Source organism: Parundibacterium terreum (assembly GCF_014636315.1).
Taxonomy (GTDB): domain Bacteria; phylum Pseudomonadota; class Gammaproteobacteria; order Burkholderiales; family Burkholderiaceae_D; genus Undibacterium; species Undibacterium terreum.
Window position 1 is genome coordinate 1,720,817 of the sequence record NZ_BMED01000001.1, and the last position, 19,152, is coordinate 1,739,968.

Below are 19,152 nucleotides of genomic sequence, written 5' to 3' on the forward strand. Positions count from 1 at the left end.
TCTTGTTGCTGAAATAATACGCAAGCGCAAACGATTGCTATTGTCCGATTGAAAATGACGAAATGGTCATGCTATTGTCATTTGGCAAACCTAGAATCACCTGTTTGCACCACCACAACGGGAGAAAACATGATGAAGCAATGGAGTAGCCGCGCGAACCTCGCGGGGCTGGTAATAGTTTCAAGTTTTGCCATATTATTGGCAGGCTGCGGCGGTAGCAATACCGCTGACGGAGAAACCGCACGCAACTCGACGGCGCTGTTGCTTGTTCCGCCAGGAGCACTGCCTGCTTGTCCTGCCGCTCCCAACACATTGCGTAATATTGACGTTATCCAGGGCAGCGGCGCTACCAGCGCCTACGCAGGACAAACGACAACCGTACGCGGTGTTGTGGTTGGTGACTTCCAGGCAGCCAATCAGCTCAAGGGCTTCTATATCCAGCAACCGGTTCCCGACAGCGATCCTAAAACTTCCGAGGGTATCTTTGTCTATGCACCAGGCAATACCGTCACAGTCAAACTCGGCGACTATGTGCAAGTCAGCGGTACCGTGCAGGAATATAAAGCTGCAGCCACCGATACTGAAAGCACGACTCAAGTCAGCCTGCTGACCGAAGTGTCTGTTTGCGGCAAAGGACCTACTATCCTGCCGGTCACCGTCAGCCTGCCGGTTGCAAACCCGTCCGATCTGCGCGCCTATGAAGGCATGCTGGTCAAATTTACCCAAACCCTGACCGTCAGCGACGTACACAGTCTCGGCCAGTATGGCGAGATCGTGCTGGCACCAAGCCGCATGTTTACTCCATACAGCAACCCAACCAGCAATGACTCCGCAGCGAATGCGGCACTCAATGCCCGTTCCAGCATCGTGCTGGACGACGGCTCTTCGCCGGCCAACCCTAATCCTATTCCCTACCTGTCTGCCAGCGACAAAACCGGTACCCGGCGCGTCGGCGACACAGTGCAAAATGTTCAGGGGATTATGACATATGGTTTCGGCAGCTATGTGGTGCAACCCACGCAGCAGGCAACATTCACAGCCAGCAATCCACGCCCTGTCGCGCCGAATGCGGTGGGCGGGACCTTGCGTGCAGGCAGCCTGAATGTGCTGAACTACTTCACGACATTGAACAAGCGCGGCGCCAATACTGCGCTGGAATTGCAGCGTCAGCGCGACAAGCTGGTGATGACTATCACTGGCCTGAACGCTGATGTGCTGGGCCTGATGGAAATAGAGAACAATGCCACAACATCCATTGGCGACCTGGTAGCAGCAGTCAATGCCAAGCTGGGTGCCAATACCTACAGCTTTATCAACAGCGGCCAGCCGGGTACGGATGAAATCAAGGTTGCTATCATCTACAAGCCCAGCGCCGTCACTCCTATCGGTAACGCGAAAGTGCCGACCGATCCAGGCTTCTCGGTGGATGGCGGCTTGCGTCCGCCAGTTGCACAGCGTTTTGCTGCCAACAGCAATAACGGCAATTTCTGGTTTGTGGTCAACCACCTGAAGAGCAAAGGTTCTTGCCCAAGCAGCGCCACCAGCCCCGACCAAGATTACGGCCAGGGATGCTGGAACGCATCACGCGTCGTACAGGCTGCGGCCCTGAAAAATTGGGTATCCACATTGGTTTCCAGCTCCGGTGAGCAGGATGTACTGATGGTCGGCGATTACAATGCCTACCTGAACGAAGACCCTATCGCTTCCATTGAAGCCGGCGGCTTTGAAGAGCTGACACGCCGCGTGCCCGCACAGGATCGTTACTCCTTCATCTTTGACGGCCAGTCCGGCGTGCTGGACCATGCTTTTGCCAGCGGCAGCATGAAATCACAGGTCACCGGCATCACGATCTGGCATGTCAATTCTGACGAACCGGAAGTACTGGACTACAACACCGAGTTCAAGACTGATGACCGTTATGATGTCACTCCTTACCGTTCTTCCGATCACGACCCGGTGCTGGTGGGCCTGACCCTGAATGCGGACCCTGCAGTAATCGCACCAACCCTGAACGCAGTATTACCTTCCATCGGCCAGGCCGGCACGGCAACCACGATTACAGGCATCACTGCTGCCGTCGCAAATGGCACGGGCACTCCTTCGTTGACGGTTGATTGGGGTGACGGAACTGGCCCGCAAGCCTTGGCAGCCAATGCAAGCACAGCGAGCAAGACCTATGCATCAGCAGGTACCTACGCCATCAAGCTGGTGCTGACCGATGGTAACGGCGTCACTGCAGAATTGTCTGCGCCAGTCACCATCAGTCCGCCAGCAGGCCCGGGGCCTGGCGATAGTGCCGAGCTGTTTTTCAGCGAATATGCAGAAGGTTCCAGCAACAACAAGGCCATAGAAATCTACAATCCGACAGCAGCCAGCGTGGACCTCAGCATTTACAAGGTCAAGCTGTATGCCAACGGTGCGGTCAGCCCTACGACGACATTCAATCTGACAGGAACGATACCGGCAGGCGCAACACTGACCTTGTACAACTCCCAAACTGCGGCAGCCAGAATAGCTGAAATCCAGGGAACCAAGCTAACCAGCGGTGTGGTCAACTTTAACGGCGACGATGCTGTCACTCTGGAGAAAAACGGCAGCGTTGTAGATGCCTTTGGACAGGTTGGATTCCAGCCTGCAGGCGGAGCATGGACATCGCCAAGCAATGCCGCTGTCACTACCATCAACAAAACCCTGCGCCGCAAGAGTGGAATTGTTCACGGCAGCATTCCATCTGCGCGCCCTGCAGTCTGGGACCCTGCCCTGGAATGGGATGTGTATGACCATGATACCTTTACCGGTTTTGGCCAGCGCTAAGTAAATAAAGAGGCGTCGGGATTGGCTTCCTTGCCAATCCCGACAAGCAAATTGAATATCAATACCAACGGAGCAAGAATGAAATTCACTTCTATTTTCGGCAAACTGGCGGCAGCGGCTGCTTTTGCTATGTCGCTGGCTACAGCAAACTCTTATGCCACGCCAGCCTTTACCCTGGATCCATATTCCATCGTTAACGACGATACTAATAACTACAATTTTGCGGTTGAATTCACTGCCAACCAGGCAATCACGGTAAATGCGCTGGCATATTTTTTCAGCGATGCCAATACAAGCGGATCTCATGCGGTCGCCTTGTTTGATATGAGCGGAAATAAACTGGCAGAAACCATCGTTGACGTCAGCGATATTCTGCTTGGCAGTTTTCGCTATAGCAGTATCGATGCGGTCAATCTGCTGGCAGGAGCTTCTTACCGCATAGTGGGCTTAAGTAATGGAGAGTCGTATGGCTTGAGCGCACAAAACATCAGCGTCAATTCTGCAATCAGCTATATTCAATCCGGCTTTTCCGATATCACAGACAGCGCAGCACCTGAATTCACTACCATGACCTGGGGCGAAAAGGGACAACCAACAGATTCCATCTGGGGCCCCAGCCTGAGCTTCAACCTGACCCAAGCTAACGTACCGGAACCCGCAACTTACGCCTTGTTTGCAGCAGGCCTGGGCTTGCTGCTGATCTCCCGCCGTCGTAAATCCAGCTAATCTTTAGCGTCCCCTGCCTGAATACATGTCAGGCAGGGCAAACAGACCCTTCACGGAGTCTGTTATCAAAAATACTTGCACCGTCATTCACTTTTGCCAAGTTTGCATAGTATGCTTTGCAAATGCCTGTCGCTGATATCGCATTTCCCATCAAATTATTTCCGCAAGGCAATTTCAAAGATATAAAATGAGCGTTTGCCCGGCTCGCAATCCCAGGTCCGGCTGCAAACCTTTTTCTATTGTTTTGTCTATCGTCCTTTGAGGAGTCGCGCATGTCCACCTTCGGTCCGGAAGAAGCACGTAGCTATATGCACCAATTATTAGCTGCCATGCATAAGATGGGCGGCTCCGATTTGTTCATTTCTGCGGATTTCCCACCCAGCATCAAATCGCACGGCGGCATGAAACCGCTCAGCCAGCAAAAATTGAGTGGCGATATCACGAAGAAGCTGGCGCTGAGCTTGATGAACGATAAGCAGCAGGCCGAATTTGAAGCAGAGATGGAGTGCAATTTTGCGATCTCCCTGCCCAATGTCTGCCGCTTCCGCGTGAATGTCTTCGTGCAGCAGCAACACACCGGCATGGTGATACGTACCATCGCGTCCGAAATTCCAACCTTTGAAAAGCTGGCGCTGCCCGAAACGCTAAAAGACGTGATCATGACCAAGCGCGGCCTGGTATTGGTCGTCGGCGGTACCGGTTCCGGCAAATCCACTACGCTAGCCGCGATGATCGACTACCGCAATACGAATTCCGCCGGACATATCATCACGGTAGAAGATCCGGTTGAGTACGTGCACAAGAATAAGAACTGCCTGGTTACGCACCGGGAAGTCGGGGTGGATACCCACTCATGGCACCACGCCTTGAAGAACACACTGAGGCAGGCGCCGGACGTGATCCTGATCGGCGAGATCCGCGACACGGAAACCATGGAGCATGCGATCGCCTTTGCAGAAACCGGCCACCTGTGCCTGGGTACCTTGCATGCAAACAGCTCCAACCAGGCGATAGACCGTATCATCAACTTCTTCCCCGAAGAGCGACGCAACCAGTTGCTGATGGATCTGTCCTCCAACCTGCGCGCGATTATTTCCCAACGCCTGGTAAAGACCGAAGACGGCAACGGCCGCAAGGCAGCGATAGAAATCCTGTTGAATACGCCGACTGTCGCGGAAATGATTTTCAAAGGACAATTCCAGTCCATCAAGGAAATTATGGCAAAATCCCGCGAGCTGGGCATGTGTACTTTCGACCAGGCGCTGTTTGATCTGTACAATAAAAAATTCATCAGCTATGAAGAAGCGATACGCAATGCTGACTCGGCCAACGAACTGCGCCTGCAAATCAAGCTGAAAGGCACGCGCAATCTGCAAGGCGCCGCGGCGGCGAGCAGCGGCTTCAGCATGGTCGTGGAAGAAAAATCTGAAGACGAAGAGTCTTAAAACCCGGCTCATCTGCATTCGGGTCCTATCAATCCCTACCGGCGGATTTCACTTCGCCTGTGCTTATATCAGGCGGCAGCAGGCAAACATGCACAATAAAAACCGGCTTGGCTCATACCAACATGTTGTCCACCACTGTTCCCGTCTGCTCCTCAGTATCGCATTCAGTTTCCAGCTATACGGCGTCGTGCAGGCGGCTCCGCTGCTGCGTTGCGAGGTCATTTATGCAGGCGTCACATACACGGTAGTGGCTACGCCAGGTTCCGATCCCTATAGCATAGAGGCGGTGGACATAGGCGAACGCTTTCGCTTCAAGGCAGTGATGGTAAGTGTAGACAAGCCTATCGATTACATCAAGCTGTATGCCTACTTTCAGACACGGCGCAAGGACATCCCGATACACCAGGCAACCTACCTGCCGCCGTTTACAGTATCCGACAAGCCCTACCCGCTGACTCCGCAGAATTACCTGTATGCCGGCGATGTGGAGCGCGAACTGCAATACCATTGCACGTTGCAAGGAGTAGCCCCATGAGGTGCATACTGGCAAGCCTTATCTGTAACGCACTCTTCGGCACCGTGTTCCTTGGGACTGTCCACGCGGCAGACCTGAATGATAAAACGGTCACGGTACTGTTCGCCGGCGACATCGTTCTGGACGGCAAACCCGGCAAGGCGATAGAACAGGGGCGCGACCCGTTTGCAGCCTTTGCTGGAATACTGGCCAACGCCGATCTGCGCATAGGCAATCTGGAATGCGTGGTTGCCACTGGTGGCGACCAGGCAGACAAAACCTTTACCTTCCGCGCTCATCCGCGCACGCTGGAGATCCTGAAACGCCACTTCGATGCGGTCGGTATTGCCAATAACCATTCCGGCGACTACGGCAGGGATGCATTCAGCGAAATGCTGGGGCTGCTACAGCAGCAGAAAATCCCCTATTTCGGCGGTGGCCGCAATCTGCAGGAAGCACATACTCCCTTGCTGATCACCCGCAAGGGAATCCGCATTGCCTTGCTGGCCTACGATGAATTCCTGCCGCGCAGTTTCGAAGCAGACAAGGATGCGGCCGGCGTCGCCTGGAGCGAGGATGAGCAAGTCGTGGCAGATATCAGGAAAGCGCGTAGCGTCTACCATGCAGACATCGTCATTCCCTTCATGCACTGGGGCTGGGAAAATGAAATGCAGGCCAACGCAAGGCAGCGCCACCTTGCCAGGATCATGATCGATGCCGGTGCAGATGCCGTTATCGGCGGGCACCCGCATGTGATACAGGATACCGATACCTACAAGGGCAAGCCCATCATCTACAGCCTGGGTAACTTCATGATTGATGAGCTGGACAACGAGCCGCAAACCCAGGTATCCGTCCTGAAGCTGAGCCTGGACAAGACCGGTGTAAGCGGCTGGCAAACCAGCCTGGGGAAGATCGATGCAGACGGCATCCCTCACCCGGTTGATAGCGCCAGCAGCCCTTGCTGGAAACGGGGCCAGGCGGCAACGAGCACATGCAACTCACCTGGGCAAGCTGTTTCCTCTAAATAATCATTGTCTTTCATTTTCAAATAGACAACAATAGGTAATCATCTTTTCCTGGTTCCCTTTCCATGTACATGCTGATCAATGATCGCTGGCAGGCAGACAATCGTAAACAACGCGTCCTGGCTGCCGTATTTGCGATGCTGCTCACCTTGATGCTGGCAAAGCAGTTCAGCGGCAACCGCCTCTGGTCACAGCGCACAGAAGCAGAGCAGCCCGGCAGCGTGCAGTATTTGTCCCTCTTTAATCTGCCGATACCCTCCGCGCGCCAGCCGGAAAATCATGAGAACGCAGCCGCCAGGATTCCGACAGGTGATGCCGGTCGCAAAGGGAAATCCAATTCCGCGCCAGCAGCGCGAGCTGTACTTCCGGCAAGCGATAGCGGCCAGACCAGCACTCCAGTGGAAGCAGCTCCTGAAATACCACCACCAGCTACCGGCAGCAACGAAAACGGCGATACAATCAACAGCACGCTGAAAGTGGATAGCAAAGCCATCACCAAGGCATATAAAGACAGCAGGACCGATATGCAGAAAATGGCCGATGCCACCGGCAAGACACTTGCAAATCCGGAATCGACAAAAATGCAGCAATTTGATGTAGCGATGAAAGAAGCGGCCGTCCCCGGTTGCCTCGCCAAAGGCGAAGACCCGCTAAAACATAATCCTGCAAAACTGGGAAACGTCAGTTTCAGCGGACTATTGGCATTACCCTTTTATGTCACCGCCATCGCCAAGGGAAAATGCAAGTAGACAAGCGAAGAATGTAATACGCATAAAAAAATACGCGCTAAAAAATATGCACTAATCGGCGCGCCCCATACTTTTTTGCAGAGCCAGATATGAAGAATAAATCCTGCGAAATATTGATCTGCTCGCTACTGCCATTGCTGGTAGCTGGACATGTCCTGGCAAGGACACCGAGCCCGCCGGCGGCGACAAAAAATACCCTGGTCACCAGCCAGTATTACGCCAGGCTGATTGCCGGCCCTGTCACCGATCTCGCGCGGCTGAATCTGTTTGTCAGCGCCATGCCCAAAGGCGGGGACCTGCATCATCACTATTCAGGTGCAATCTATGCAGAAACCTATCTGGACTGGGTAGGCAAACGCAATTTCTGCATCTACCGGGACAACGTCCCCCAGCTGAAAGCGCAGAAATACCATATAGAAGCCCGTAGCGATCTGCCGGCGGCGGCCAAGGCCGTCTGCGCCAGTGCGGATGAAGTACGGCAGGATAACGGCTTCTACCGCGAGCTTTTGCAGCGCTGGTCCGACAAGGACTACGACAACCATTCGCATGATCAAACACCGCCGGATCAGCAGTTCTTTGATACTTTCGCCTACTTCGGCCCGATATCAGATGAATACTTCCGCGAAGGTCTGCAATGGTTGAAGGACAGCGCCAAGGCTGAGAACATGCAATACCTGGAAACCATGCTCAAGAGCGGGCCAAACGTGGCGTTAGCCGGCATGAATGCCGACCTGGATGCATTGACCTCCGCCAGCAGCGATGAACAGGTAGAACAGGTATTGCGTGCGTATTACGCCGCCCTGATTGCCGACACTGCGACTGCGACGAAGATCAAAGAGTATGCCGACATGGTAGACGAGATCGCCGCAGGCATCGATGACGCAGACTTCACAATGCGCTTCCAGGCTTTTGCCGTACGCGGCTTTGCGCCGTCCCGGGTATTCGCCAGCCTGTATTCATCGTTCGCCGCGGCACACATGAACAAGCTGATCGTCGGCGTCAATATCGTAGGACCGGAAAACGGTATTGTCGCCATGCGCGACTATACGCTGCATATGAAAATGTTCCGCTTCCTGAAGCAGCGCTTTCCCGATGTCAAACTGGCCCTGCACGCAGGCGAGCTGACACTGAGCATGGTGCCGCCGGACGGACTGCAGTCGCATATCGCGCAAGCCATACAGATTGCAGGCGCCAACCGCATAGGGCACGGTATCGATATCACTTACGAAGCCCATGCCTATGAATTGATGGACAGCATGAAACAGCTGGACATCCCGGTCGAGGTCAACCTGAGCAGTAATGCCTTCATTCTCGGTGTTAAAAACGAAGCCCATCCTGTCACGGCATACAAGGCGCATGGAGTGCCCTTTGTCATTTCCACCGACGATGCCGGGGTATCGCGCTCCACAATGAGCAATGAATACCTGCTGTACGCCAGCCGCTACAAACCCAGCTATGCAGAATTAAAGGCAACGGTATACAACAGCATCCGTTACTCCTTCCTGAGTGACAAGGAAAAACAGGATCAGTTGCAGCAGTTGAACCGGCGTTTCAGCAATTTTGAAGAAAAAATACGCAAGCTGGCGAGTCCGGCAAAAAAATGAAGCACACTCGCAAACAGCAAGCTTGGAACTCATTTTATAAATAGGAAATACGATATGCGTGCTTCGCCTTTTCACCTCAAGCGTCCGCTCCAAACTGCAAAACGGTTTGGCAGTATATTGATGTCTATGCTATTGCTGACTTCCCACTGCTATGCGGCTGATGCCGCCACTCCGACCATGCCAGATGCCCCAGTTGCTGCCAAACGCCCAAAGGTGGATACCAATTTTGGCGATCGCCGTGTGGACGATTATTTTTGGCTGCGCGAAAAATCCAACCCCGAGGTCATCAGCTATCTGGAAGCAGAAAATGCCTACGCAGAGAAAGCGCTGGAACCGACCAAATCCCTGCAAGACAAGCTCTATAAAGAGATGCTGGGCCGCATCCAGGAAACCGATGTTAGCGCGCCCTACCGTAATGGAAAATACTACTATTACTCGCGCACGGAAGCCGGAAAACAATACAACATCCTTTGCCGCAAGCTGATCCAGGCCGACGGCACCTATGAAGCATCGCCGGAAGAAATTACGCTGGACGTGAACCAACTGGCAGAGGGCAAAAAATTCATGTCCGTCGACGCTGCAATCATCAGCCCGGATGGCAACTACCTGGCTTACGCCACTGACGGCACCGGCTTTCGCCAGTATGTATTACAGGTCAAGGATTTGCGCACTGGCAAACTGGTACTGGAAAACCGTGAACGGATCACTTCAATCGCCTGGACTCGGGACAGCAAAAACCTATTTTATACGACGGAAGATGCGGTAACAAAACGCTCCAACCAGTTGCACCTTGCCGCTATAAATCAAGGACAAAACCAGGCTAAGGACAAGCTGGTCTATGAAGAAAAAGATGAGCTATTCCATATCGACGTAGCGCTCGACCGCAGCAAAGAATATATTTTCCTTAGCATTGCCAGTTCCACGACCACCGAAACCCGCTTTGTGCACGCAGACAAACCCGCCAGCCCGTGGCAAATCGTTTTGCCACGCAAGAAGGATCAGGAATACAGCGTGGACTACCAGGGCGGATCTTTTTATATCCGCATCAACGATACTGGCCGCAATTTCCGAGTGATCCGTACGCCGACGGAAAAAATTGCCAGGACGGACAAAAGAAACTGGCATGAGGTCGTCGCGCATCGCAGTGACGTGATGCTGGAGCATATAGACCTGTTCAAAAATTACCTGGTCGTGCATGAACGTGACAAGGGCCTGCAACAACTGGCCATCACCGAATTATCCAGTAAGAAACAGCACCGGATCGCTTTTCCGGAGGCAGTGTATTCCCTGGCTGGAGGCAAGAACTTAGAATGGGATACCAAGACGCTGACCTATAGCTACCAGTCCTTCACCACACCATTCTCGGTGTACGAATACGATATGGGCAAGCAGGCGGGCAAGCTGATCAAGCGGCGCGCCGTGCTGGGCGGATTTAATCCGGATGACTACACATCGGAACGCCGCTTTACCAAAGCGAGCGACGGCAAAATGATACCGGTATCTATCGTGTACAAGAAAGGTGTAAAGCTGGATGGCAGCGCACCGCTGAGCTTGAATGCCTACGGCTCCTACGGTTTCCCCTACCCTATCAGCTTCTCCAGCAATCGCCTGTCCCTGCTGGACAGGGGGGTGGTATTCGCAGTGGCTCACATACGCGGCGGCGGCGATCTGGGCAAGGCCTGGTATGACGATGGCAAGATGCTGAAAAAGAAAAACACCTTCACAGACTTCATTACTGCGGCGGAATTCCTGATCAACGAGAAATTCACGTCCAGCGACCGCCTGGCAATAGAAGGCGGCAGCGCGGGCGGCTTGCTGATGGGCGCAGTAACCAATATGCGCCCCGACCTGTTCAAGCTGGTTATCTCGCACGTGCCGTTTGTCGACGTCGTCAATACCATGCTGGATGCCAGCCTGCCGCTGACCGTAGGCGAATATGAGGAGTGGGGCAATCCAAACGAAAAACCTTACTACGACTATATCAAATCTTATTCGCCTTACGATAACCTGGCGGCCAAGGCTTATCCGACTATCCTGGTCAAGACTTCGCTGAACGACAGCCAGGTCATGTATTGGGAGCCAGCCAAGTATGTCGCCAAACTGCGCAGCCTGAAGACCGACAAAAATCCTCTGCTGCTGGTAACCAATATGGGTGCGGGACATGGCGGCGCATCTGGCCGCTACGATGCACTGAAAGAGAATGCGCTGGACTACGCGTTCTTGCTGACGACCTTGGGTATCAAGGAATAATCAAAGAAAAAAGACATGCCCCTCACTCCCGGTGCAGGGGCATCATTCTTTGGCTTGCAATATCGCAGCTGGGGCCTCAAGCTCCACATCTGTAACAGCACTGGCAACACAGGGGAGGATGTAACCGTCTTCCTTTTCTTCGCGGCTCAGTCCGGGCCATTCAATTTTATAACTGACTGCGCCACGCGGCATTAAACACAGGCAGGTGCGGCAAGTGCCGTTCCTGCAGGAACTGGGCATGATGATGCCTGCTGCGCGGGCCGCCTCCAGCAGGCTCTGGCCCGGCTGCGACATAAATTCCCAGCCTTGCGGATGCAGGGTAATAGCAAACTTACCGGGAACGTCGTTCATTGGTCATCTGGGATGGTCGTTTTCCGGATTATAAGCTTAGCGGCGCTCGATAGCCTTGTTCAGCCGGTCTATCACTGCATCGGGAACCTGGCTGGTGCACATGATGTGCCGGTTTTGGCCCAAGGGTATATCGGACAACTGCACGATATGCAGTTGTTTCCCGGTCTCGCCGCTAGAATCGATCAATTGCTGCGCCTCTTCGCGCGTAATCATCATGAAGTCCGCGCGGCCGGCGGCGATCATCAACGCCATATTTTTTAGCTCTGCCGTTGTGGACACAATCTCGGGCTTTGCTTTGGCTACGGCATCGTCGATAAAAGGACCATAGGTAGACGCATCCTTGCGCAGCATGCGCACATCTTTGGTCAGCATGACGTCTGCCAGCTTACTCTTTTCCTTGGGACGAAAACCCTGGTTGGCAAGGACGACGGTAGGGCCGTCGCGATAGATGGCGCTGCTGAATTTTGCCACACGCTCACGTTCCGGCGTTTTGAAAAAGCCGATGCCGCAAGCCGGCTCAGCATTTTTTTGCAACTGCATTAACTGCCGCTTGTAGGGCACCATCACCCATTCATGCGGTATGCCCGCCTGCCTGAAGGCATTTTCTGCCGGAGTAGCGACCAATCCGGCTATTCTTCCTTCGGCATCCATCGCAGAGAAAGGAGCACGGTCTTCAAAATAAACGATCAACTCATCCTCTGCCCACGCACTGGTCAGGCGCAGGGATGCCCACAGCACTAAAACTATCTTGAGCATGCGGGTCGAAGCTCTGCTTTTTGAAGGGAGGAAGGAAGGACCCGTTGCCCTTCCTGCCGAAGCCTGGGCCACTGAGCCTGAAGAAAGCTGATGTTCTGAAGCTTGTCTTGAAGCCCGCATCAGCTTCGCTGCTGGCTTAGTTGGCAGCTTAGGTGCTGGCTTGTTCGCTGCCATATGTGCCAGCTTAAATGCCGGGTTGAATAGTGAGCTTGAAATTGAGCCCATAAAAAAATACCGTAATCCAGTTGATCTGCAGGTGTCGCGGCGCAAGGGCAGAATGCCCGAAAAAAGCGCAAAGCCTGCTATTACATCACCTGTACCTGCGAACAGCAAGCCAAGTAACACTCTTTAACAGGCAATCCTTACCGTACGGCATTTTTTATATCTAAATTATTTATGTCCGTCCTGAAGCCACAAAAGCAGTGGCCTGTAGCAACATTGACGACCACATCAAAAGCGGTGAATATCATTCAAAATCGACGTAAAAATGCGCAAAATCAAGGAGCAATGATGAAACTGGCCTGTATACGGACTATATTGGCAATCTCGATGCTGTTTTCCGGTTTTGTTGTCGCGCATGAAAGCCCGAAAGAATTGTCGGTCCCTGGCAACAGTCTGGATTCAGGACTCAGCCCCCTGCACCATGCGGTGTCGACCAAAAACAAGCAGGCACAGGCCTATTTCGACCAGGGCCTGAAGCTGGTCTACGCCTTCAACCATGAAGCAGCGCTGGCCTCTTTTGTGCGCGCGATAGAGCTGGATCCCCATCTGGCAATGGCAGCCTGGGGCATGGCTTATGCATTGGGGCCGAATATCAACCAGCCCATGTCGGAGCCGGCGCACAAGCTGGCCTATGGGGCGTTGCAGCAGGCCATAGTGCTGAAGAAGTACGCATCCGCCAGCGAAGGAGCGTACATCGATGCTCTCAGCAAGCGCTATTCCGCCGACCCCAAGGCCGATAGCACCGCATTGAATGTCGCTTACAAAGATGCGATGGCCGATCTGAGCAGGCGCTATCCGAATGACGTCGATGCCGCCGTCCTGTACGCAGAAAGCGTGATGGACCTGCACCCGTGGAAGCTATGGAAAGCCGACGGCACGCCCGAGGAAGGCACACTGGAAGCCATCGCTGCGCTGGAAAAAGCCCTGAAGCGTCAACCGAATCACATAGGTGCCAATCATTATTATGTGCATGCGATAGAAATGTCGCCCTATCCTGAAAAAGCTTTGGCATCCGCCCGGCGGCTGGAAACACTGGCGCCGTCCGCAGGCCATCTGGTGCATATGCCCGCGCATATCTACATCCGCACCGGCGACTACCTGGCGGCGGCACGCTCCAATATCGCTGCTGCGCACGCGGATGAGCGGCTGATTGCCGCAGGCGGCCAGTCGGGATATCTGACCGGCTACTATGGACATAACCTGCACTTCCTGGCAGTCAGCTATGCCTATGCGGGCAATGCGGAACAAGCAATTGCCGCAGCAAACAAGCTGGCCGATATGGTGCGACCAAAACTGAAAGAGGCGCCTTACCTGGATTCTTTCTACGCCACTCCGGCCTTGATCTATACGCTGTTTGATCGCTGGGACGACATATTGGCGCTGCCGGAAGCGCCTTTTGAGGCCCCGGTGAGTACGACGCTCTGGCATTTTGCGCGGTCCATCGCCTATGCAGGCAAGGGCCGCAACGAGGATGCGCAGCAGGAGCGCAGCAAGTTCATCGCGGCCAAATCCAGCACCGGTGAAGCGGAGGAATACGGCAACAACCGTAGCCGGGCCGTATTAGAGGTCGCACTGCATTATCTGGACGGGCGGCTGGCCTTGTTTGCCAAGGATGCGCCCGCTGCAGTGCTGGCCTTGCGCGAGGCGGCCGATGCAGAAGATAAGCTATCCTACGATGAACCGCCCAACTGGTACTTGTCGTCCGGCTGGATGCTGGGCAATGCATTGTTGCAGGAGGGGGATGCCGTGGGAGCAGAAGCCGCTTTCCGCAATGACTTAAAGCACAATATCGCCAGCGGCCGCTCACTGCATGGGCTGCAACTTGCGCTCAATGAGCAAGGCAAGCCCAACCAGGCGGAGCAAGCCAGGAAGCAGTTCGTGCAAGCCTGGCGTGGCGCCGATATCACACTGCAAACCCGATAAATAGCAAAACAGCACGGCTTGACACCTCCCGCCGCCAGCGTGATTTGTGGTTTATTTGTGGTTTTTTAGCTGCACATGCTACGGGCTGCGACATTTCCAGCGGTACAAAATAGCCCCGAAAGCGATTTGAAAGCTTGGCTACATAAGCTAGGCAGGTACCACACATTGCACTATTGCAAAATTACTTCAAAAGTAACGCAAGACCAGCCTCAAATCGATAATTCAAAACGGAGACGATCAATGAAGAAGAAACTACTGGCGCTCGCCATTTTCGCGCCTGCCTGCACGCTCGCCCAGGCTCAATCCAATGTGCAGATCTACGGTCTGCTCGACATGAATGTCGAATACCTGACCAATGCCAACCCAACAAAAAATTCCTTGCTGAGACTGAACTCCGGCGGCGCAAACACTTCGCGCTTCGGCTTTCGCGGCACAGAAGACCTCGGTGACGGCCTGAAAGCAGTATTCCAACTGGAAGGCGGCCTGAAGCTGGACGCAGGCGCTTCCGATGGCGATATTTTCGGCCGCCAGGCCAATGTCGGCCTGGAAGGCAATTTTGGCCGAGTTGTCGCTGGCCGCTCATTCAGCACCGTGTACGACTTCCTGTTGCCGTTTGACCCTATGGGTTATGCGCCACAGTATTCCTGGGCTACTTCTGCCGGTGCCTCCGGCAACCGCAAGGATGGCTTGCTGACCGGCGTCTCCAACATGGTCAAATACCAAGGTGACTTCAACGGCTTCCGCCTGGGCGCCAACTATGCATTCGGCGAAGCTGCGGGCAGCACTTCCGACAGCGCCAAATATGCACTGGCACTGGGATACAACGTTGGCGCATTGCGGTTGGCAGCCGTGTATAGCCAGGTAAACGGCGTGCGCAACACTGCAGGCGTGTATGACAAGACTACGGCAACCCATCTGGCCGCAGGTTACCAATTGGGCGATGCCAAGCTGAATGCCGGCTTCCGCCATTTCAAGAAAACCCTGGCAGCCGGTGGCGCCGACCAGCGCAGCGATACCTACTGGGGCGGCGTCAACTACAAGACGACCGAGGCATTCACTATCACCGGTGTTGTGTACTACCAGGATATCAAGAACACCACGGCTGCTCTGAACGCAGACCCTATCATGTACGTACTGGGGGGCAAGTATGCAATGTCCAAACGCACCGACCTGTATCTGGTCGGCGCGTATGCAAAAGCCAAGGGCAACAATACCGTCAGCCTGTCGCGTGATGACGTTGGCTACGGCAGCAGCCAGACTGGCGTCACTGCCGGCATCCAGCACCGCTTTTAATCTCCTGGCCGACTAGTTCGGCTACTAACGGCATGCAGCCCTTGGCTCCATGCCGTTTTTTTACGCCCATTCTTTCAGTGAATGAATTATTCAGACAGTTCATCATCAGGTTTTATTCCACTAAAGAAACAAGTCTCGATACCGATTTGTTTCGCGAAAGAATGCCTTGTTTTCTCCGGCCATTTTTACTAGATTGAAAGTCCGGTTCTCAAGGCCGGAGTGATTCCGTTGTCACCTGGAGTAAGATATGATCGCTGCCGAATTATTGAAACGTCAATCCAACGACCAATACTACACAGAGAGAAGAGAGAAAAGAGCGCCGTTCTTCACGCTCATCGAGATGGATCCGCGCGACTTGGTCAGCGGCATAGAGCGCGAAGAAGGTTATTTATCCGAAGACATTACCCCTGCAGGCACCATGCGGGAAACTTGCCCCCACTGCCCCGGCAATGCGCTGTTGCTGGTATTGCGCTACAAGCAGGTCAAACGCTCGCACCTGTTTTGCGAGCAATGTACGCGCTGCTATGACGCGCTGTATCCCGATGGCACTTCGGCACTGGCGATAGGCGGCGTGTCGCTGGTATAGAATCCAGGAAAATCCAAGAAAAAATCTGTAAGGCCTGGCGCAGCCGGGCTTTGCTAGCTTTTTTCTCCGGCTTTCTTGCGCTCTTCCATCTGCCTGCGGCTGCTGATATTGATCAGGCGCAGTTCTGCCAGGGTTTCATCTATCTGCGCGCGCTTTTGCTCCAGTTCAGAGATGGTCTGGTCGGTGCGGGCAATGACATAGCTAAGCTGCTTGCTGCGTCCTTCGCCGTGCGCGCCATACAAATCCAGATAATGTTTGATCTCCGACAGAGGCGACCCTATCGCCTTGGCACGCAGTATCAGCGCCAGTCTGGCGCGATCGCGGCGAGTGTAGACACGGGTATTATTGACGCGGCGTGGAGTGATGAGTTCCTTGTCTTCATAGAAGCGCAACGCACGCTGGGAAATACCAAACTCTTCGCAGAGTTCATTGATGCCGAATAGCTGCGAAGTATCGTCGCTCCGATGCGAGTCGACAAAGGCCTGCGCATCCATAACCTCTGGCCTGTCAGTATCTGTCGCGGCCCCTCCGCCCATGCTGGCGGCAAGAGAAGTTTCCATTGCGGCTGATTTGCGGCTGGCCATGACAGTTCCCGGGAAGACCTACATATTACTGCTTGTTAAAACCTGGATGAATCTTCAGACCACTTTTTGCAAGCGCATTGCCACGCTCATATCGCCGGATACCTTGAACTTGCCCATCATGAAGCCATTCACGGGATTCAATTCACCGGACAGCAGGGCGCTCAGGTTTTCCACCGAAATCGCTACGGTGCAGACTGCCTCCAGATTTTCATTGCTGACCGTGTTCGGCGTGGACAGCGCATCCACAAATACAACGCCGTCGCTGCCGCAATCAAATTTCAAGGTGGCGTTCAAACCGCTATCGTCGCCGACCTTGGCACGTATCGCTTCTGTGCATGCTGCTAAATCCATCTGTTCTCTCCTGGTGTTTGTAAAAACGTGGTGACAGCCGAAATGTACCATGCAGCCTTTAGAGGGACAATACTAACCTATAGATTAATCAGTTGACGTTAACGGAAGGCAGATTTAGAATCAGCCAAAATAATCTGCCATTCAAGCGCCGCATTGACACAGACGGCGCAGGCTTTGTTACCCTTGTTACAGTAGTTCACCCCGAAACCGTATCATCGTCGGAGCTCTGAATGAACAAACGCAATGCTGCGGACCCACAGTCCTGCCCTACCACTTCCGCCCTCACAGCTTCCCCGCTGCACGACAAGGAGGCGCTCCATGCCCGTACTTGAGTCCAGCATCAATACCAAGTCGGATTCGTTCGCACGCAATAGCGCCAGCATGCAAGCCAAGCTGGCCGCAGTGCTGGAACTGGAACAAAAAGTACTGGAAGAGTCCTCGTCCAAACGCGCCAAATTTGAGGAGCGCGGCCAGTTGCTGCCGCGCGAAAGGGTGGCGCGCCTGCTGGACCGCGGCTCCCCTTTCCTGGAGTTCAGCCGCCTGGCCGGTTTCAAGATGCATGACGACGACGGCAAAAAGGCCGTGCTGGGTGGGGGCTCGGTGATAGGCATAGGCACGGTGGCCGGCAAACGCTGCGTGATCCTGGCCAGCGACAGCGCCATCAAGGGCGGCACCGTGTCACCCATGGGTTTAAAGAAGAGCCTGCGCGCGCAAGAAATTTCCCGCGACAACCGCCTACCGCTGATCTATCTGGTCGAGAGCGGCGGTGCCAACCTGATGTACCAGAGCGAAATTTTCATCGAAGGCGGACGCAGCTTTGCCAACCAGGCCAGGCTGTCGGCCGCCGGCATACCGCAGATCGCGGTGGTCCATGGTTCCTCCACAGCAGGCGGCGCCTACCTGCCGGGCCTGTCCGACTATGTGATCCTGGTGCGCGGACGTTCCAGCATCTTCCTGGCCGGTCCGCCGCTGGTCAAAGCGGCCATAGGCGAAGACACCGACGAAGAATCATTGGGCGGCGCGCAAACCCATGCCGAGATAACCGGGCTGGGTGAATACCTGTGCGAGAACGACGCCCATGCCATTGCCACCGCCAGGGAAGTGATGGACAAGCTGCGCTGGGATGCGGTACCCGCAGATAGCGCTGGCACAGCCCCGCTCTATCCGGCAGAAGAATTGATGGGCATAGTCCCCGACGATGAGCGCGAACCGTATGACGTGCGCGAGGTGATAGCCAGGCTGGTGGATGGCTCGGACTTCCTGGAGTTCAAGCAAAACTATGCGGCCGATACAGTCTGCGGCCACGCCCGGCTGATGGGGCACAACGTCGGCATCATCGGCAACAACGGACCTATACAGCCGAACGGCTCCACCAAGGCTGCGCAATTCATACAATTGTGCGACCAGAGCGGCACGCCGCTGATCTTCCTGCAAAACACCACCGGTTATATGGTTGGCTCCGAAGCAGAGCGCAATGGCGCGATCAAGCATGGTTCGAAGATGATACAGGCGGTCGCCAATGCGCGCGTGCCCAAGTTCACCATCGTGATCGGCGGCTCCTTCGGCGCCGGCAACTACGGCATGTGCGGACGCGGCTTCGATCCGCGCTTTATCTTTTCCTGGCCTACCGCGCGCACTGCAGTAATGGGCGGCGCGCAGGCAGCCAAGGTGATGGACATCGTCAGCCGCAGCAAGATGGAGCGCGCCGGCATCCCGGCCAACGATGAAGCACTGAAGGCAATGTCGGACGGCCTGCGCATGCGCCTGGACCAAGAGTCTTCGGTCTTGTTTGGCACTGCACGTCTGTGGGATGACGGCATCATCGCCCCGCGCGATACCCGCAGCGTGCTGGGACTATGCCTGGCCGTAGCCCAGGAAGCGGAATCCAGAACACCGCGCACCAATACCTTTGGAGTGTCCAGATTCTGAGCTAGCCCCAAAAAAAAGCAGCACCGG

The 19,152-nt window shown here is 54.6% G+C and carries 16 protein-coding genes; 12 read left to right on the plus strand and 4 right to left on the minus strand.

The genetic code is table 11. The features are described 5' to 3' along the window. The first annotated feature begins 129 nt into the window (after positions 1–129). The 8 genes from IEW12_RS08030 (at position 130) to IEW12_RS08065 (ending at position 11,130) form a co-directional block, all read left to right on the plus strand. Entirely contained in the window at positions 130–2,814 is a 2,685-nt protein-coding gene (locus IEW12_RS08030) for an ExeM/NucH family extracellular endonuclease (protein WP_188565393.1), read from the plus strand. Positions 2,815–2,892: 78 nt separating this feature from the next. Continuing rightward, a complete protein-coding gene (locus tag IEW12_RS08035) occupies positions 2,893–3,540 on the plus strand; it encodes a DUF4082 domain-containing protein (protein WP_188565715.1) in 648 nt (215 codons plus the stop codon). A 272-nt stretch (positions 3,541–3,812) separates the two neighbouring features. Further along, complete coding sequence (locus tag IEW12_RS08040) at positions 3,813–4,985, plus strand: PilT/PilU family type 4a pilus ATPase (RefSeq protein ID WP_308789119.1); 1,173 nt, start codon at positions 3,813–3,815, stop codon at positions 4,983–4,985. Positions 4,986–5,073: 88 nt separating this feature from the next. After that, positions 5,074–5,520: a hypothetical protein gene (locus IEW12_RS08045; protein ID WP_229750983.1), complete on the plus strand. Its 447-nt coding sequence runs from the start codon at positions 5,074–5,076 to the stop codon at positions 5,518–5,520. After that, positions 5,517–6,530, plus strand: a complete 1,014-nt coding sequence (locus tag IEW12_RS08050; RefSeq protein ID WP_188565394.1) for a CapA family protein — start codon at positions 5,517–5,519, stop codon at positions 6,528–6,530. The genes IEW12_RS08045 and IEW12_RS08050 overlap by 4 nt, the downstream gene beginning before the upstream one ends. A gap of 62 nt (positions 6,531–6,592) precedes the next feature. Further along, entirely contained in the window at positions 6,593–7,276 is a 684-nt protein-coding gene (locus tag IEW12_RS08055) for a hypothetical protein (protein WP_188565395.1), read from the plus strand. Positions 7,277–7,365: 89 nt separating this feature from the next. Beyond that, positions 7,366–8,880 (plus strand): adenosine deaminase family protein, encoded by a 1,515-nt coding sequence (locus tag IEW12_RS08060; RefSeq protein ID WP_188565396.1) that lies wholly within the window; start codon positions 7,366–7,368, stop codon positions 8,878–8,880. Positions 8,881–9,000: 120 nt separating this feature from the next. Beyond that, on the plus strand, positions 9,001–11,130 hold the full coding sequence (locus IEW12_RS08065) for a S9 family peptidase (RefSeq protein WP_229750984.1): 2,130 nt from the start codon (positions 9,001–9,003) through the stop codon (positions 11,128–11,130). A gap of 42 nt (positions 11,131–11,172) precedes the next feature. On the opposite strand, the gene IEW12_RS08070 is transcribed toward IEW12_RS08065, so the two are convergent. Both IEW12_RS08070 and IEW12_RS08075 read right to left on the minus strand, forming a co-directional pair. Then, positions 11,173–11,481: a 2Fe-2S iron-sulfur cluster-binding protein gene (locus IEW12_RS08070; RefSeq protein WP_188565397.1), complete on the minus strand. Its 309-nt coding sequence runs from the start codon at positions 11,479–11,481 to the stop codon at positions 11,173–11,175. 36 nt (positions 11,482–11,517) lie between these two features. Then, entirely contained in the window at positions 11,518–12,237 is a 720-nt protein-coding gene (locus IEW12_RS08075; RefSeq protein WP_188565398.1) for a substrate-binding periplasmic protein, read from the minus strand. Between the two features lie 507 nt (positions 12,238–12,744). On the opposite strand from IEW12_RS08075, the gene IEW12_RS08080 reads away from it, so the two are divergent. The 3 genes from IEW12_RS08080 to IEW12_RS08090 all read left to right on the plus strand — a co-directional run bounded on the left by IEW12_RS08080 (position 12,745) and on the right by IEW12_RS08090 (position 16,261). Next, positions 12,745–14,382: a tetratricopeptide repeat protein gene (locus IEW12_RS08080; RefSeq protein WP_188565399.1), complete on the plus strand. Its 1,638-nt coding sequence runs from the start codon at positions 12,745–12,747 to the stop codon at positions 14,380–14,382. Positions 14,383–14,622: 240 nt separating this feature from the next. Then, on the plus strand, positions 14,623–15,675 hold the full coding sequence (locus tag IEW12_RS08085) for a porin (protein ID WP_188565400.1): 1,053 nt from the start codon (positions 14,623–14,625) through the stop codon (positions 15,673–15,675). 247 nt (positions 15,676–15,922) lie between these two features. Beyond that, complete coding sequence (locus IEW12_RS08090; protein WP_188565401.1) at positions 15,923–16,261, plus strand: hypothetical protein; 339 nt, start codon at positions 15,923–15,925, stop codon at positions 16,259–16,261. A 53-nt stretch (positions 16,262–16,314) separates the two neighbouring features. Here the strand turns inward: IEW12_RS08090 and IEW12_RS08095 are convergent, their stop codons facing one another. After that, positions 16,315–16,821, minus strand: a complete 507-nt coding sequence (locus IEW12_RS08095) for a MerR family transcriptional regulator (protein ID WP_229750985.1) — start codon at positions 16,819–16,821, stop codon at positions 16,315–16,317. Between the two features lie 78 nt (positions 16,822–16,899). Then, positions 16,900–17,196, minus strand: a complete 297-nt coding sequence (locus IEW12_RS08100) for an SCP2 sterol-binding domain-containing protein (RefSeq protein ID WP_188565402.1) — start codon at positions 17,194–17,196, stop codon at positions 16,900–16,902. A 318-nt stretch (positions 17,197–17,514) separates the two neighbouring features. Between IEW12_RS08100 and IEW12_RS08105 the strand changes: the two genes are divergently transcribed. Next, positions 17,515–19,125, plus strand: coding sequence for an acyl-CoA carboxylase subunit beta (locus IEW12_RS08105; RefSeq protein WP_188565403.1), 1,611 nt, complete (start codon positions 17,515–17,517; stop codon positions 19,123–19,125). Positions 19,126–19,152 lie beyond the last annotated feature (27 nt).